Genomic DNA, 16,117 nt, shown 5'->3' with positions numbered 1-16,117 from the left:
ACGCGACGCATGAGAGCAGCGGCAAAAACGCTTAAACCAAAACGTCAGGAAGAACAGGCCAACTTTATCAGTTGGCGTTTTGCGTTGCTTTGCGGCTGCATTTTACTGGCGCTGGGTTTCCTGCTGGGACGCGTGGCGTGGTTGCAAATCATCGCCCCTGACATGCTGGTTCGACAGGGCGACATGCGTTCCCTTCGCGTTCAGGAAGTGTCGACGTCCCGCGGGATGATCACCGACCGCTCAGGCCGTCCACTGGCCGTGAGCGTACCGGTTAAAGCCATCTGGGCCGATCCGAAAGAGCTGCACGATGCGGGTGGCATTACGCTTGATAACCGCTGGAAGGCGCTCTCGGATGCCCTGAAAATGCCGCTGGATCAGCTCGCTTCCCGCGTCAACGCCAATCCAAAAGGGCGTTTTATCTATCTGGCGCGTCAGGTCAATCCTGACATGGCGGACTACATTCGTAAGCTGAAGCTGCCGGGTATTCACCTTCGTGAAGAATCCCGCCGCTACTATCCTTCCGGCGAAGTAACCGCTCACCTCATTGGCTTTACCAACGTTGATAGCCAGGGGATTGAGGGCGTTGAAAAAAGCTTCGATAAATGGCTCACCGGCCAGCCTGGCGAGCGAATTGTTCGTAAAGACCGCTACGGCCGCGTTATCGAAGATATCTCTTCCACGGACAGTCAGGCGGCACACAACCTGGCGCTGAGTATTGATGAGCGTCTGCAGGCATTGGTCTACCGCGAGCTGAACAACGCCGTCGCCTTCAACAAGGCGGAATCCGGCAGCGCCGTGCTGGTGGACGTCAGTACGGGCGAAGTGCTGGCGATGGCCAACAGCCCGTCCTATAACCCGAACAACTTTACCGGCACCGCAAAAGATGCGATGCGTAACCGGGCGATTACCGACGTGTTCGAACCGGGCTCCACGGTGAAACCGATGGTGGTCATGACGGCGCTCCAGCGTGGCATCGTCAATGAAAACACGGTTCTGAACACGATCCCTTACCGTATTAACGGCCACGAGATTAAAGACGTGGCGCGCTACAGCGAATTGACCCTGACCGGGGTTTTACAGAAGTCGAGTAACGTTGGCGTTTCAAAGCTGGCGTTAGCGATGCCGTCCTCAGCGTTAGTAGAGACTTACTCACGTTTTGGGCTTGGAAAGGCGACCAATTTGGGGTTGGTCGGAGAACGCAGTGGCTTATATCCTCAAAAACAACGGTGGTCTGACATAGAGAGGGCCACCTTCTCTTTCGGCTACGGGCTAATGGTAACGCCGTTACAGTTAGCGCGAGTCTACGCAACGATTGGCAGCTATGGCGTCTATCGTCCGCTGTCCATTACCAAAGTTGATCCACCGGTTCCAGGTGAGCGTATCTTCCCGGAATCCATCGTTCGTACCGTCGTTCATATGATGGAAAGCGTGGCGCTGCCTGGCGGCGGCGGCGTGAAGGCGGCGATCAAAGGCTATCGCATCGCCATCAAAACCGGTACCGCGAAAAAAGTGGGGCCAGACGGCCGTTACATCAACAAATACATTGCCTATACCGCAGGCGTTGCGCCTGCCAGTAATCCGCGTTTTGCGCTGGTGGTCGTCATTAACGATCCACAGGCGGGTAAATACTACGGCGGTGCCGTTTCCGCGCCTGTGTTCGGGGCCATCATGGGCGGCGTGTTGCGCACCATGAACATCGAACCGGATGCGCTGGCAACGGGCGAGAAAAGTGAATTTGTAATTAATCAAGGCGAGGGTACAGGTGGCAGATCGTAATTTGCGCGACCTTCTCGCTCCGTGGGTGCCTAATGCACCGGAGCGAGCACTGCGAGAGATGGTACTGGACAGCCGTGCGGCTGCTTCTGGCGATCTTTTTGTGGCGGTGGTCGGTCATCAGGCGGACGGGCGTCGTTATATCCCGCAGGCGATTGCGCAAGGTGTTGCTGCCATTATTGCTGAGGCCAAAGATGAGGCAACCGACGGTGAAATCCGTGAAATGCACGGGGTGCCGGTCATCTATCTCAGCCAGTTAAACGAGCGTCTTTCTGCGCTGGCCGGACGTTTCTATCACGAACCGTCCGATCGGCTGCGTCTGGTGGGCGTGACAGGTACAAACGGCAAAACCACAACCACGCAGCTCATGGCGCAGTGGGCGCAGTTGCTGGGTGAAACCGGTGCGGTCATGGGAACTGTCGGTAACGGTCTGTTGGGCAAAGTGAGCCCGACCGAAAACACCACCGGCTCCGCAGTCGACGTACAGCATGTGCTGGCCGGCCTGGCAGGGCAGGGGGCAACCTTTGCCGCGATGGAAGTCTCTTCCCACGGTCTGGTGCAGCACCGCGTGGCGGCGCTGAAGTTTGCCGCCTCAGTATTCACTAACCTGAGCCGCGATCACCTTGATTATCATGGTGATATGGAGCATTACGAAGCGGCGAAATGGCTGCTCTACTCCACCCACCATAGCGGACAGGCCATCATCAACGCTGACGACGAAGTCGGTCGCCGCTGGCTGGCGAAGCTGCCGGATGCGGTTGCGGTGTCGATGGAAGACCATATCAACCCGAACTGCCACGGCCGCTGGCTGAAGGCGGTTGCGGTGGATTATCACGACAGTGGCGCCACCATTCGTTTTACCTCCTCATGGGGTGACGGTGAAATTGAAAGCCGTCTGATGGGCGCGTTTAACGTCAGCAACCTGCTGCTGGCGCTGGCGACGCTGCTGGCGCTGGGTTATCCGATGAACGCGCTGCTGGAAACGGCTGAGCGTTTGCAGCCGGTATGTGGCCGTATGGAAGTGTTCAGCGCACCGGGCAAACCGACCGTGGTGGTCGATTATGCCCACACGCCGGACGCACTGGAAAAAGCGCTGGAAGCGGCGCGTCTGCACTGTACCGGTAAGCTCTGGTGTGTGTTTGGCTGCGGTGGCGACCGTGATAAGGGCAAACGTCCACTGATGGGTGCCATTGCTGAACAGTTCGCGGATATTCCGGTCGTAACCAATGACAACCCGCGTACTGAAGAGCCGCGCGCCATTATTAACGACATTCTGTCGGGCATGCTGGATGCAGGCCGCGCCCGCGTGGTGGAAGGCCGTGCGGAAGCCGTGACCAACGCCATCATGCAGGCTCAGGAAAACGACGTTGTGCTGCTGGCCGGGAAAGGCCATGAGGATTATCAGATTGTTGGCAACCGTCGTCTCGATTATTCGGACCGCGTCACGGCCGCGCGTCTGCTGGGGGTCGTGGCATGATTAGCCTCACCTTAAGTCAGGCCGCTGCGGTACTGCAGGGCGAGCTGCTGGGTCACGATCTGACCATCGAGGCCGTGACGACCGATACCCGCAAAGTGACCCCGGGTTGTCTGTTTGTGGCGCTGAAGGGCGAACGTTTTGACGCGCATGATTTTGCACAACAGGCCAGGGAGAATGGTGCAGGGGCGCTGCTGGTCAGCCGTAAACTTGCGGTCGATCTGCCGCAGATCGTGGTGAAAGATACCCGTCTGGCATTCGGCGAGCTGGCGGCCTGGGTTCGTCAGCAGGTACCGACGCGCGTCGTCGCGCTGACCGGTTCATCAGGCAAAACCTCTGTGAAAGAGATGACTGCAGCCATTCTGAGCCAGTGCGGAAATACGCTTTATACGGCAGGCAACCTTAACAATGATATCGGCGTGCCGATGACATTACTTCGCCTGACCAAAGAGCATGAATTTGCCGTGATCGAGTTAGGGGCAAACCACCAGGGCGAAATCGCCTGGACCGTGAGCCTGACGCGCCCGGAAGCAGCGCTGGTGAATAACCTGGCCGCTGCACATCTGGAAGGTTTTGGTTCGCTGGAAGGCGTGGCGAAAGCTAAAGGCGAGATCTATACCGGCCTGCCGGAAGACGGTATCGCCATTATGAATGCCGACAACAATGACTGGCTGAACTGGCAACAGATCATTGGTACCCGCAAGACCTGGCGCTTCTCGCCGAACGCGGCCAACAGTGATTTTACCGCGACCAATATTCATGTGACTTCGCATGGCACGGAATTCACCCTTAATACCCCAACCGGGAGCATTGAGGTGCTTCTGCCATTGCCGGGTCGTCATAATATCGCCAATGCGCTCGCGGCAGCGGCGCTGTCGATGGCGGTTGGTGCGTCGCATCAGGCGATTAAAACCGGTCTGGCAAATTTAAAAGCCGTGCCGGGGCGTCTGTTCCCGATCCAGCTTGCGGAAAACAAACTGCTTCTGGATGACTCCTATAACGCGAACGTCGGCTCAATGACCGCGGCGGTGCAGGTGTTGTCTGAGATGCCAGGTTATCGCGTGCTGGTGGTGGGCGATATGGCTGAGCTGGGTGATGAAAGCGAAGCCTGCCATGTCCAGGTGGGGGACGCGGCGAAAGCGGCAGGTATTGATTGCGTGCTGAGCGCCGGAAAACTGAGCCAGGCGATTAGCCATGCCAGCGGTGTTGGCGAGCACTTTGCCGATAAAGCCGCGCTGATTGAACGCCTTAAGGCATTGATGACAGAAAAACAAATTGTGACTGTGTTAGTGAAAGGTTCACGTAGTGCCGCCATGGAAGAGGTTGTGCACGCATTACAGGAGAACGGGACATGTTAGTTTGGCTGGCCGAACATTTGGTCAAATATTATTCAGGCTTTAACGTCTTTTCCTATCTGACGTTTCGCGCCATTGTCAGCCTGCTGACTGCGCTGTTCATCTCTTTGTGGATGGGCCCGCGCATGATTGCCCGTCTGCAAAAACTCTCCTTCGGTCAGGTTGTGCGTAACGACGGTCCGGAGTCGCACTTCAGCAAGCGAGGTACGCCGACCATGGGCGGGATCATGATCCTGACCGCGATCGTTGTTTCCGTACTGCTGTGGGCTTATCCCTCTAACCCGTACGTCTGGTGCGTACTTACCGTGCTGGTGGGCTACGGCATCATTGGGTTTGTTGATGATTACCGCAAGGTCGTGCGTAAAGACACCAAGGGCCTGATCGCCCGCTGGAAATACTTCTGGATGTCGGTGATTGCGCTGGGCGTGGCCTTCGCGCTGTATCTGGCAGGAAAAGACACCCCCGCCACCGAGCTGGTGGTGCCGTTCTTTAAAGATGTGATGCCGCAACTGGGGCTGTTCTACATTCTGCTGGCCTACTTCGTCATCGTGGGCACCGGTAACGCCGTAAACCTGACCGACGGTCTGGATGGCCTGGCGATTATGCCAACCGTCTTCGTCGCCGCCGGTTTTGCGCTGGTGGCGTGGGCCACCGGTAATATGAACTTTGCTAACTATCTGCACATTCCATACCTGCGACACGCAGGCGAACTGGTTATCGTCTGTACGGCGATTGTCGGGGCGGGACTGGGCTTCCTGTGGTTCAACACCTACCCGGCGCAGGTCTTTATGGGGGACGTCGGTTCACTGGCTCTGGGCGGCGCGCTGGGCATTATTGCCGTACTGCTGCGCCAGGAGTTCCTGCTGGTGATTATGGGTGGGGTATTTGTGGTTGAAACCCTTTCAGTGATTTTGCAGGTCGGGTCCTTCAAGCTGCGCGGTCAGCGCATCTTCCGTATGGCACCGATTCACCATCACTATGAACTGAAAGGCTGGCCGGAACCGCGCGTGATTGTGCGCTTCTGGATTATTTCGCTGATGCTGGTGCTGATTGGCCTGGCAACGCTGAAGGTACGTTAATCATGGCAGATTACCAGGGCAAAAAAGTCGTTATCATCGGGTTGGGGCTGACAGGCCTCTCCTGCGTGGACTTTTTCCTCGCGCGCGGCGTGACGCCTCGCGTAATGGATACGCGTGTTTCTCCGCCGGGTCTGGATAAACTGCCGGAACAGGTTGAACGCCACCTTGGTGGTCTGAATGATGACTGGCTGCTGGCAGCCGATCTGATTGTCGCCAGCCCCGGTATGGCGCTGGCACATCCTTCACTCAGCGCCGCGGCCGATGCGGGCGTTGAGATTGTCGGTGATATTGAGTTGTTCTGCCGTGAAGCGCAGGCACCCGTTATCGCGATTACCGGCTCTAACGGTAAAAGCACCGTCACCACCCTTGTGGGTGAGATGGCGAAAGCGGCGGGCATGAACGTGGGCGTGGGAGGCAATATTGGCCTGCCAGCGCTAATGCTGCTGGATAAAGGCTGTGAATTGTACGTCCTCGAGCTTTCCAGCTTCCAGCTGGAAACGACCTCCAGCCTTCGTGCGGCCGCGGCGACGATCCTTAACGTTACTGAAGATCATATGGATCGCTATCCGTTTGGTCTGCAGCAGTACCGCGCCGCCAAACTGCGCATTTATGAAAATGCGAAGGTCTGCGTCGTCAACGCGGATGATGCCCTGACCATGCCGGTGCGCGGGGCGGACGATCGCTGCATTAGCTTTGGCATCACCATGGGTGACTATCATCTTAACCGTCAGTTGGGCGAAACCTGGCTGCGCGTGAAGGGTGAGAAAGTGCTGAACGTGAAAGAGATGAAGCTTACCGGCCAGCATAACTACACCAATGCTCTGGCGGCGCTGGCGCTGGCGGATGCCGTAGGGCTGCCGCGTTCGTCCAGCCTGCAAGCATTGACCACCTTTACCGGCCTGGCGCACCGTTTCCAGCTGGCGCTGGAGCACAACGGTGTGCGCTGGATTAACGACTCAAAAGCCACCAACGTCGGCAGTACCGAGGCCGCCCTGAACGGCCTGCACGTTGAAGGGACCCTGCATTTACTGCTGGGCGGCGACGGTAAATCGGCGGATTTCTCCACGCTGAAACCGTATCTCGCCGGGAATAATATCCGCTTGTACTGCTTTGGTCGCGACGGCAGTGAGCTGGCTGAGCTGCGTCCTGACATTGCCGAGCAAACCGAGACCATGGAGCAGGCGATGCGGCTGATTGCCCCTCGCGTGAAGCCGGGTGATATGGTGCTGCTCTCTCCGGCCTGCGCCAGCCTCGATCAATTCAAGAATTTCGAACAGCGTGGCGATCTCTTTACCCGTCTGGCGAAGGAGTTAGGCTGATGCGTTTATCTCTCCCTCGCCTGAAAATGCCGCGCCTGCCAGGATTTGGCGTTCTGGCGTGGGTGTTTGCGGCACTCAAAGGCTGGGTGATGGGCTCTCGTCAAAAAGATAACGACAGCCTGGTCATGTACGACCGTACGCTCTTCTGGCTCACGCTGGGGCTGGCGGCGGTTGGTTTTATCATGGTGACCTCGGCGTCCATGCCTGTCGGGCAGCGACTGGCGAACGATCCGTTCCTGTTTGCGAAACGTGATGGCCTGTACATCATCCTGGCATTCTGTCTGGCGCTGGTGACATTACGTCTGCCGATGGAGTTCTGGCAGCGGCACAGTACCGCGATGCTGATCGCCTCCATCATTATGCTGCTGATCGTACTGGTGGTGGGGAGCTCCGTAAACGGGGCATCGCGCTGGATTGCCTTTGGCCCACTGCGTATTCAGCCCGCGGAATTTACCAAGCTCTCCCTGTTCTGCTACCTGGCTAACTACCTGGTACGTAAAGTGGATGAAGTGCGTAATAACCTGCGCGGCTTCTTAAAACCCATGGGCGTTATTCTGGTGCTGGCGGTCTTACTGCTGGCGCAGCCTGACCTTGGTACCGTGGTCGTGCTGTTTGTCACCACGCTGGCAATGCTGTTCCTGGCCGGGGCGAAGCTGTGGCAGTTCATCGCCATCATCGGAATGGGTATCTCAGCGGTTGTGCTGCTGATCCTCGCCGAGCCTTACCGTATCCGCCGTGTGACCTCATTCTGGAACCCGTGGGAAGACCCGTTTGGCAGCGGTTATCAGCTGACGCAGTCGCTGATGGCTTTTGGTCGCGGTGAAGTCTGGGGTCAGGGCCTGGGCAACTCGGTACAGAAACTGGAGTATTTACCCGAAGCGCACACTGACTTCATCTTCTCCATTATTGGGGAAGAACTGGGTTATATCGGTGTGGTATTAGCGCTATTAATGGTATTCTTCGTCGCTTTCCGCGCCATGTCGATTGGGCGGAAAGCGCTGGAGATCGATCACCGCTTTTCAGGTTTCTTAGCCTGCTCAATAGGTATCTGGTTTAGTTTCCAGGCATTGGTTAACGTCGGGGCCGCAGCGGGTATGCTGCCGACCAAAGGCCTGACGTTGCCGTTGATCAGTTATGGTGGTTCCAGTCTGCTGATTATGTCGACGGCCATCATGATGTTGTTACGCATAGATTATGAAACGCGTCTGGAAAAAGCCCAGGCGTTTACACGAGGTTCACGATGAATCAACCGAAGCGGTTAATGGTGATGGCAGGCGGTACCGGTGGACATGTGTTCCCGGGGCTCGCAGTTGCGCACCATTTAATGGAACAGGGCTGGCAGGTACGCTGGCTGGGAACCGCGGACCGCATGGAAGCCGACCTGGTACCGAAGCATGGTATCGAGATCGACTTTATTCGCATTTCCGGCTTACGCGGAAAAGGCCTTACGGCCCAGCTTCTGGCACCGGTGCGTATTTTCAACGCCTGGCGTCAGGCGCGCGCCATCATGAAGCGTTTTAAGCCTGATGTGGTGCTGGGGATGGGCGGCTATGTTTCTGGCCCGGGTGGGCTGGCGGCCTGGTCATTGGGCATCCCCGTGGTGCTGCATGAGCAGAACGGCATTGCCGGTCTGACCAATAAATGGCTGGCGAAAATTGCCACCAAAGTGATGCAGGCTTTCCCGGGAGCCTTCCCGAAGGCGGACGTGGTGGGTAACCCGGTGCGCGTAGACGTGCTGGCGCTGCCATTACCGGATGCGCGCCTGCCTGGTCGTGAAGGGCCGGTCCGTGTGCTGGTCGTTGGCGGTTCTCAGGGCGCACGCATTTTAAACCAGACGATGCCGCAGGTTGCAGCAAAGCTGGGTGATGCGGTGACAATCTGGCACCAAAGCGGAAAAGGTGCTCAGCAGATGGTTGAGCAGGCTTACGCCGATGAAGGCCAGCCGCAGCATAAAGTGACGGAATTTATCGACGACATGGCCGCAGCGTATGCCTGGGCCGATGTCGTGGTCTGCCGCTCTGGCGCATTGACGGTGAGCGAAATTGCCGCCGCCGGGTTGCCGGCTCTGTTTGTGCCGTTCCAGCACAAAGACAGACAGCAGTACTGGAATGCGCTGCCGCTTGAGAAAGCCGGCGCCGCGAAAATATTTGAACAGCCACAATTTACCGCCGATGCGGTCGCCACCACCCTGGCGGGCTGGAACAGAGAGGCATTACTGGAGATGGCGCAACGCGCACGCGCGACCGCTATTCCTGATGCAACGGAACGGGTGGCAAAAGAAGTGAGCCTGGCAGCCCAGGCTTAACCCTCGCAGCGCGTGTTGCGCTGCACGAATTTTTTAAGTAGTCGATGGCGTTTAGAGAATGAATACACAACAACTGGCAAAACTGCGTTCTATCGTGCCCGAGATGCGTCGCGTCCGGCACATTCACTTTGTTGGCATCGGTGGTGCTGGCATGGGCGGTATTGCCGAAGTGTTAGCTAACGAAGGCTATCAGATCAGCGGGTCTGACCTGGCGCCAAACCCTGTTACGCAGCAGCTGGCGTCGCTTGGGGCGACTATCTATTTCAATCATCGCCCGGAAAACGTGCGCGATGCGAGCGTGGTGGTCGTGTCGAGCGCCATCTCCTCTGATAACCCGGAAATCGTGGCCGCGCACGAAGCACGTATTCCGGTGATCCGCCGTGCGGAAATGCTGGCGGAGTTGATGCGTTTTCGACATGGCATTGCGATTGCCGGAACCCACGGCAAAACCACCACCACGGCGATGGTCTCCAGCATTTATGCGGAAGCGGGCCTCGACCCGACGTTCGTCAATGGTGGTCTGGTAAAAGCGGCAGGCGTACATGCGCGTCTCGGACACAGCCGTTATTTAATTGCCGAAGCGGATGAGAGCGATGCGTCGTTCCTGCATCTGCAGCCGATGGTCGCCATCGTCACCAATATCGAAGCCGACCATATGGATACTTACCAGGGCGACTTCGAGAACTTAAAGCAGACCTTTATTAATTTCCTGCACAACCTGCCGTTCTATGGACGCGCGGTAATGTGTGTAGACGATCCGGTGATTCGCGAGCTGTTGCCGCGCGTCGGACGTCAAATCACGACTTACGGCTTCAGCGAAGACGCTGATGTCCGCGTGGAAGATTACAAACAGCTGGGTGCGCAGGGGCATTTCACCCTGGCGCGTCAGGACAAAGAACTGCTGCATGTCACCCTGAATGCACCAGGGCGTCACAACGCCCTGAATGCCGCAGCGGCAGTGGCCGTGGCGACAGAAGAAGGCATTGATGACGAAGCCATTCTTCGTGCACTGGAAAGCTTCCAGGGAACCGGGCGTCGCTTCGACTTCCTCGGTGAATACCCGCTGGAGGCGGTGAACGGTAAACCCGGTACTGCCATGCTGGTTGATGACTACGGTCACCACCCGACGGAAGTGGACGCGACGATCAAAGCTGCGCGTGCGGGCTGGCCAGAAAAAAATCTGGTCATGATCTTCCAGCCGCACCGTTTCACGCGTACCCGTGACCTGTATGACGATTTCGCCAGCGTCCTGTCACAGGTGGATACGCTCCTGATGCTGGATGTTTATGCAGCGGGCGAAACTCCTATTCCTGGTGCAGACAGCCGTTCTTTATGTCGTACCATCCGCGGACGCGGTAAAGTAGACCCTATTTTGGTTTCCGATCCTGCCCAGGTGGCTGAAATTCTGGCCCCGGTGCTGACCGGCAACGATTTAATACTGATTCAGGGCGCGGGAAATATCGGCAAAATCGCCCGTACCTTAGCTGAAATCAAACTGAAGCCGCAAACTCAGGAGGATGAGCATCATGGCTGATAAGATTGCTGTCCTGTCTGGCGGCACATCCGCCGAGCGCGAGGTTTCCCTGAATTCAGGTGCCGCTGTACTGGCGGGCCTGCGTGAAGGTGGTGTGGATGCGCACCTGGTCGATCCGAAAGAGACTGACGTAACCCAGTTAAAGGCGATGGGCTTCGATAAAGTCTTTATCGCGTTACATGGCCGTGGTGGCGAAGACGGCACCCTTCAGGGGCTGCTGGAACTCACCGGCATGCCGTACACCGGCAGCGGTGTGATGGCCTCCGCCATTTCTATGGATAAACTGCGCAGCAAACTGCTGTGGCAGGGCGCGGGTTTACCCGTTGCCCCCTGGGTTGCCCTGACGCGTCGCGAATTTGAAATGGGCCTCTCCGATAGCGTTAATGCACGCATTGCTGAGCTGGGCTTACCGGTTATTGTAAAGCCCAGCCGCGAAGGGTCGAGCGTTGGCATGTCCAAAGTTGAGAAAGCTGAGGATTTATCTTCCGCTTTAGCCCTGGCATTTCAACATGATGAAGAAGTTCTGATTGAAAAATGGCTCAGCGGGCCGGAATTTACCGTCGCGATGCTTGGCGAAGAAATTTTACCGTCAATTCGTATCCAACCGGCCGGAACCTTCTATGATTATGAGGCGAAGTATCTCTCTGATGAGACGCAATATTTCTGCCCAAGTGGTCTTGAAGCTGAGCGTGAAACCGATTTACAGTCCCTGGTGGTTAAAGCCTGGCATGTTCTGGGTTGCCGTGGATGGGGCCGCATCGACGTGATGCTCGACAGTGATGGACAATTTTATCTGCTGGAAGCAAATACTTCTCCGGGAATGACCAGCCACAGCCTTGTGCCGATGGCAGCGCGTCAGGCGGGGATGAGCTTCTCGCAATTAGTCGTACGTATTCTGGACCAGGCGGGCTGATATGTCTCAGGCTGCATTGAACACGCGCAACCGCGATGACGAAGAAGAATACTCTTCTTCACGCCGGAGTAATGGAACGCGTCTTGCAGGTATTATTTTCCTGCTCGGGGTGCTGTGCACCGTGTTTATCAGCGGCTGGATGGTTCTGGGCTGGATGGAAGATGCGCAACGGTTGCCGCTTTCGAAGCTGGTGGTCACCGGTGAGCGTCATTACACCCGTAACGATGACATTCGCCAGACAATTCTGGCGCTGGGATCGCCTGGCACCTTTATGACGCAGGACGTCAATATTATCCAGAGTCAGATTGAACGTCTGCCATGGATAAAACAGGCGAGTGTCAGAAAGCAATGGCCTGATGAATTGAAGATTCATCTGGTTGAATATGTGCCCATTGCACGTTGGAATGATCAGCACATGGTTGACGTAGACGGAAATTCCTTCAGCGTCCCGGCCGATCGTGTCAACAAGCAAAATTTACCGATGTTGTATGGCCCGGAAGGTAGCGAAAATGAAGTGTTACAAGGTTTTCGTGAAATGGGGCAGGTGCTGGCGAAGGACAGGTTTACGCTAAAAGATGCTGCAATGACGGCGCGCCGCTCCTGGCAACTGACGTTAACGAATGGCATTAAGCTCAACCTGGGTCGCGGGGACACAATGAAACGTCTGGCGCGATTTGTAGAACTTTACCCGGTTTTACAGCAGCAGGCACAGACTGACGGCAAACGGATAAGCTACGTTGATTTGCGCTATGACTCAGGTGCAGCAGTCGGTTGGGAACCGGCTCCGGTCGAGGAACCTAATCAGCAACAGAATCAGGCACAGGTACAGGCAGAACAACAATGATCAAGGCGACGGACAGAAAACTGGTAGTTGGACTGGAGATTGGCACCGCGAAGGTTGCCGCTTTAGTAGGGGAAGTTCTGCCCGACGGTATGGTCAATATCATTGGCGTGGGCAGTTGCCCGTCCCGTGGTATGGATAAAGGTGGGGTTAACGATCTTGAGTCGGTGGTGAAGTGCGTACAGCGCGCCATCGATCAGGCTGAATTGATGGCAGATTGCCAGATTTCCTCTGTTTATCTGGCGCTTTCGGGTAAGCACATTAGCTGCCAGAACGAAATCGGCATGGTGCCGATTTCCGAAGAAGAAGTGACGCAGGAAGACGTTGAAAACGTTGTGCATACGGCGAAATCCGTGCGCGTTCGCGATGAGCATCGCGTGCTGCACGTGATCCCGCAGGAGTATGCGATTGACTACCAGGAAGGGATCAAAAACCCGGTCGGTCTTTCCGGCGTACGTATGCAGGCAAAAGTGCACTTGATCACATGTCACAACGATATGGCGAAGAACATTGTAAAAGCCGTTGAACGTTGTGGCCTGAAAGTTGACCAACTCATTTTCGCCGGTCTTGCAGCGAGCTATTCCGTGCTGACCGAAGATGAACGTGAACTGGGTGTCTGTGTGGTCGATATTGGTGGTGGTACAATGGACATGGCCGTGTATACCGGCGGTGCGCTGCGCCACACCAAAGTGATCCCCTATGCCGGGAACGTTGTGACCAGCGATATTGCTTACGCTTTTGGTACGCCACCGAGTGATGCAGAAGCGATTAAAGTACGCCACGGCTGTGCGCTGGGGTCTATCGTTGGCAAAGATGAGAGCGTTGAAGTGCCGAGCGTGGGCGGACGTCCACCGCGCAGCCTGCAGCGCCAGACGTTGGCAGAGGTCATTGAGCCGCGTTATACCGAGCTGCTTAACCTGGTCAACGAAGAGATTTTGCAGTTACAGGAACAGCTTCGCCAGCAGGGCGTGAAACATCATCTTGCAGCGGGGATTGTATTAACCGGCGGGGCAGCGCAAATTGAAGGTCTTGCGGCCTGCGCTCAGCGCGTGTTCCATACGCAAGTGCGTATCGGTGCTCCGCTGAATATCACCGGTTTAACGGATTATGCTCAGGAGCCGTACTATTCAACGGCCGTGGGCCTGCTCCACTACGGGAAAGAATCTCATCTCAGTGGTGAAGCAGAAGTGGAAAAACGCGTCTCAGTTGGGTCGTGGGTCAAACGACTGAACAACTGGTTGCGAAAAGAGTTTTAATTTTTTTAAGAGACCGGAGAGAATTAGCGGTCTCGGGCGACAGGCACAACGGAGAGAGAAATTATGTTTGAACCTATGGAACTGACCAACGACGCGGTGATTAAAGTCATCGGCGTCGGTGGCGGCGGCGGTAACGCCGTAGAGCATATGGTGCGTGAACGCATTGAAGGTGTTGAGTTCTTTGCAGTTAACACCGATGCACAGGCACTGCGTAAGACGGCTGTAGGCCAGACTATCCAGATCGGCGGTGGCATCACCAAAGGGCTGGGCGCTGGGGCTAACCCGGAAGTCGGTCGTAATGCGGCTGAAGAAGATCGTGAGGCCCTGCGCGCTGCACTGGAAGGTGCGGACATGGTCTTTATCGCAGCGGGTATGGGTGGCGGTACGGGTACCGGCGCAGCACCTGTTGTGGCTGAAGTAGCGAAAGATTTAGGTATCCTGACCGTTGCTGTTGTGACCAAGCCTTTCAACTTTGAAGGCAAGAAGCGTATGGCTTTCGCGGAGCAGGGTATCACTGAACTGTCCAAGCACGTGGACTCGTTGATTACCATCCCGAACGACAAACTGTTGAAAGTTCTGGGTCGCGGTATCTCTCTGCTGGACGCTTTTGGCGCAGCCAACGACGTGCTGAAAGGCGCGGTGCAGGGTATCGCTGAACTGATTACCCGTCCGGGTCTGATGAACGTTGACTTTGCAGACGTTCGTACCGTGATGTCCGAAATGGGCTACGCGATGATGGGCTCTGGCGTGGCAAGCGGTGAAGACCGTGCAGAAGAAGCGGCTGAAATGGCTATCTCTTCTCCACTGCTGGAAGATATCGACCTGTCTGGTGCGCGCGGCGTGCTGGTCAACATTACCGCTGGCTTCGACCTGCGTCTGGATGAGTTTGAAACCGTGGGTAACACTATCCGTGCGTTCGCCTCTGACAACGCTACCGTGGTAATCGGTACTTCCCTTGACCCGGAAATGAACGACGAGCTGCGTGTTACTGTTGTTGCTACCGGTATCGGTATGGACAAGCGTCCTGAGATCACCCTGGTGACCAACAAACAGACTCAGCAGCCGGTTATGGATCGTTACCAGCAGCACGGTATGTCTCCTCTGACTCAGGAGCAGAAACCGGCCGCGAAAGTGGTTAACGACCCCACTCCGCAAACGGCGAAAGAGCCAGATTATCTGGATATCCCGGCGTTCCTGCGCAAGCAAGCTGACTAAGAATTGGCTGGAATTTGGGGATTTTCGCTCTTTGTGCTAAACTGGCCCACCGTCAGTGATATACACTTTCGGTTGGATAGTTAATTTGGCGAGATTATACGATGATCAAACAAAGGACACTTAAACGTATCGTTCAGGCGACTGGTGTCGGTTTACATACCGGCAAGAAAGTCACACTGACGTTACGCCCTGCGCCGGCCAATACCGGGGTCATCTATCGTCGCACCGACTTGAATCCACCGGTAGACTTTCCGGCCGATGCCAAATCTGTGCGTGATACTATGCTCTGTACTTGTCTGGTGAACGAGCATGACGTGCGGATTTCTACCGTAGAGCACCTGAACGCCGCCCTGGCGGGTCTGGGTATCGACAACATTATGGTTGAAGTCGATGCGCCAGAAATCCCGATCATGGATGGTAGTGCTGCTCCGTTCGTCTATCTGTTGCTGGATGCCGGCATCGAAGAACTGAACTGCGCGAAAAAATTTGTTCGTATCAAAGAGACCGTTCGCGTCGAAGATGGCGACAAATGGGCTGAATTCAAACCGTACAATGGTTTCTCGTTGGACTTTACCATCGATTTTAACCATCCGGCGATTGATGCCAGCACCCAACGCTATGCGATGAACTTCTCTGCTGATGCGTTTATGCGCCAGATCAGCCGTGCCCGTACGTTTGGCTTCATGCGTGATATCGAATATCTGCAGTCCCGCGGCCTGTGCCTGGGCGGCAGCTTCGATTGTGCCATCGTTGTTGACGATTATCGCGTACTGAACGAAGACGGTCTGCGTTTTGAAGATGAATTCGTTCGTCACAAAATGCTGGATGCTATCGGCGACCTGTTTATGTGTGGTCACAACATCATTGGTGCATTTACCGCGTTTAAATCCGGTCATGCACTGAACAACAAACTGTTGCAGGCAGTCCTGGCAAAACAGGAAGCCTGGGAATATGTGACCTTTGAAGACGAAGCTGAGCTGCCGCTGGCCTTCAAAGCACCAAACACGGTACTGGCGTAACGGTTAAAGCCGTTTCGTAAAAAATCGACTGGTT

The 16,117-nt window shown here is 56.0% G+C and carries 13 protein-coding genes; all 13 read left to right on the top strand.

What is annotated here, in order from left to right:
• The first annotated feature begins 9 nt into the window (after positions 1-9).
• The 13 genes from QMG44_RS12680 to lpxC all read left to right on the top strand — a co-directional run bounded on the left by QMG44_RS12680 (position 10) and on the right by lpxC (position 16,083).
• A complete protein-coding gene (locus QMG44_RS12680) occupies positions 10-1,776 on the top strand; it encodes a peptidoglycan glycosyltransferase FtsI (protein ID WP_014168624.1) in 1,767 nt (588 codons plus the stop codon).
• Positions 1,763-3,250, top strand: a complete 1,488-nt coding sequence (gene murE / locus QMG44_RS12675) for a UDP-N-acetylmuramoyl-L-alanyl-D-glutamate--2,6-diaminopimelate ligase (protein WP_281853097.1) — start codon at positions 1,763-1,765, stop codon at positions 3,248-3,250. The genes QMG44_RS12680 and murE overlap by 14 nt, the downstream gene beginning before the upstream one ends.
• Complete coding sequence (gene murF, locus QMG44_RS12670; RefSeq protein WP_086533239.1) at positions 3,247-4,605, top strand: UDP-N-acetylmuramoyl-tripeptide--D-alanyl-D-alanine ligase; 1,359 nt, start codon at positions 3,247-3,249, stop codon at positions 4,603-4,605. The genes murE and murF overlap by 4 nt, the downstream gene beginning before the upstream one ends.
• Positions 4,599-5,681, top strand: a complete 1,083-nt coding sequence (gene mraY, locus QMG44_RS12665; protein WP_008501985.1) for a phospho-N-acetylmuramoyl-pentapeptide-transferase — start codon at positions 4,599-4,601, stop codon at positions 5,679-5,681. Before murF ends, mraY begins: the two co-directional genes overlap by 7 nt.
• Before the next feature lie 2 nt (positions 5,682-5,683).
• On the top strand, positions 5,684-7,000 hold the full coding sequence (gene murD, locus QMG44_RS12660) for a UDP-N-acetylmuramoyl-L-alanine--D-glutamate ligase (RefSeq protein ID WP_025205419.1): 1,317 nt from the start codon (positions 5,684-5,686) through the stop codon (positions 6,998-7,000).
• Positions 7,000-8,244 (top strand): cell division protein FtsW, encoded by a 1,245-nt coding sequence (ftsW, locus tag QMG44_RS12655; protein ID WP_014168628.1) that lies wholly within the window; start codon positions 7,000-7,002, stop codon positions 8,242-8,244. The genes murD and ftsW overlap by 1 nt, the downstream gene beginning before the upstream one ends.
• Complete coding sequence (gene murG, locus QMG44_RS12650) at positions 8,241-9,305, top strand: undecaprenyldiphospho-muramoylpentapeptide beta-N-acetylglucosaminyltransferase (RefSeq protein WP_032681667.1); 1,065 nt, start codon at positions 8,241-8,243, stop codon at positions 9,303-9,305. Before ftsW ends, murG begins: the two co-directional genes overlap by 4 nt.
• A gap of 58 nt (positions 9,306-9,363) precedes the next feature.
• On the top strand, positions 9,364-10,839 hold the full coding sequence (gene murC / locus QMG44_RS12645; protein ID WP_014168630.1) for a UDP-N-acetylmuramate--L-alanine ligase: 1,476 nt from the start codon (positions 9,364-9,366) through the stop codon (positions 10,837-10,839).
• Entirely contained in the window at positions 10,832-11,752 is a 921-nt protein-coding gene (locus QMG44_RS12640) for a D-alanine--D-alanine ligase (RefSeq protein WP_020882578.1), read from the top strand. Before murC ends, QMG44_RS12640 begins: the two co-directional genes overlap by 8 nt.
• A gap of 1 nt (position 11,753) precedes the next feature.
• On the top strand, positions 11,754-12,596 hold the full coding sequence (gene ftsQ, locus QMG44_RS12635; protein ID WP_014168632.1) for a cell division protein FtsQ: 843 nt from the start codon (positions 11,754-11,756) through the stop codon (positions 12,594-12,596).
• A complete protein-coding gene (gene ftsA, locus QMG44_RS12630; protein WP_006173845.1) occupies positions 12,593-13,849 on the top strand; it encodes a cell division protein FtsA in 1,257 nt (418 codons plus the stop codon). Before ftsQ ends, ftsA begins: the two co-directional genes overlap by 4 nt.
• 63 nt (positions 13,850-13,912) lie before the next feature.
• Positions 13,913-15,064 (top strand): cell division protein FtsZ, encoded by a 1,152-nt coding sequence (gene ftsZ / locus QMG44_RS12625; protein WP_008501978.1) that lies wholly within the window; start codon positions 13,913-13,915, stop codon positions 15,062-15,064.
• A 101-nt stretch (positions 15,065-15,165) separates the two neighbouring features.
• The gene (gene lpxC, locus QMG44_RS12620; RefSeq protein ID WP_014168633.1) at positions 15,166-16,083 is read left to right on the top strand and encodes a UDP-3-O-acyl-N-acetylglucosamine deacetylase; all 918 of its coding nucleotides are present in this window, start codon (positions 15,166-15,168) and stop codon (positions 16,081-16,083) included.
• Positions 16,084-16,117: the final 34 nt, after the last annotated feature.

Origin of the sequence: Enterobacter sp. 200527-13, from assembly GCF_027924865.1 — a bacterium.
GTDB classification, from domain to species: domain Bacteria; phylum Pseudomonadota; class Gammaproteobacteria; order Enterobacterales; family Enterobacteriaceae; genus Enterobacter; species Enterobacter ludwigii.
Note: the sequence above shows the minus strand (reverse complement) of the source record. Positions and strands in the feature narration are given on the sequence as shown.

Excerpts from the sequence above, each read along its gene's own strand:
- QMG44_RS12680 (WP_014168624.1), top strand. The coding sequence starts at position 10 with ATGAGAGCAGCGGCAAAAACGCTTAAACCAAAACGTCAGGAAGAACAG.
- murF (WP_086533239.1), top strand. The coding sequence starts at position 3,247 with ATGATTAGCCTCACCTTAAGTCAGGCCGCTGCGGTACTGCAGGGCGAG.
- mraY (WP_008501985.1), top strand. The coding sequence starts at position 4,599 with ATGTTAGTTTGGCTGGCCGAACATTTGGTCAAATATTATTCAGGCTTT.
- murD (WP_025205419.1), top strand. The coding sequence starts at position 5,684 with ATGGCAGATTACCAGGGCAAAAAAGTCGTTATCATCGGGTTGGGGCTG.
- ftsW (WP_014168628.1), top strand. The coding sequence starts at position 7,000 with ATGCGTTTATCTCTCCCTCGCCTGAAAATGCCGCGCCTGCCAGGATTT.
- murG (WP_032681667.1), top strand. The coding sequence starts at position 8,241 with ATGAATCAACCGAAGCGGTTAATGGTGATGGCAGGCGGTACCGGTGGA.
- murC (WP_014168630.1), top strand. The coding sequence starts at position 9,364 with ATGAATACACAACAACTGGCAAAACTGCGTTCTATCGTGCCCGAGATG.
- QMG44_RS12640 (WP_020882578.1), top strand. The coding sequence starts at position 10,832 with ATGGCTGATAAGATTGCTGTCCTGTCTGGCGGCACATCCGCCGAGCGC.
- ftsQ (WP_014168632.1), top strand. The coding sequence starts at position 11,754 with ATGTCTCAGGCTGCATTGAACACGCGCAACCGCGATGACGAAGAAGAA.
- ftsA (WP_006173845.1), top strand. The coding sequence starts at position 12,593 with ATGATCAAGGCGACGGACAGAAAACTGGTAGTTGGACTGGAGATTGGC.
- ftsZ (WP_008501978.1), top strand. The coding sequence starts at position 13,913 with ATGTTTGAACCTATGGAACTGACCAACGACGCGGTGATTAAAGTCATC.
- lpxC (WP_014168633.1), top strand. The coding sequence starts at position 15,166 with ATGATCAAACAAAGGACACTTAAACGTATCGTTCAGGCGACTGGTGTC.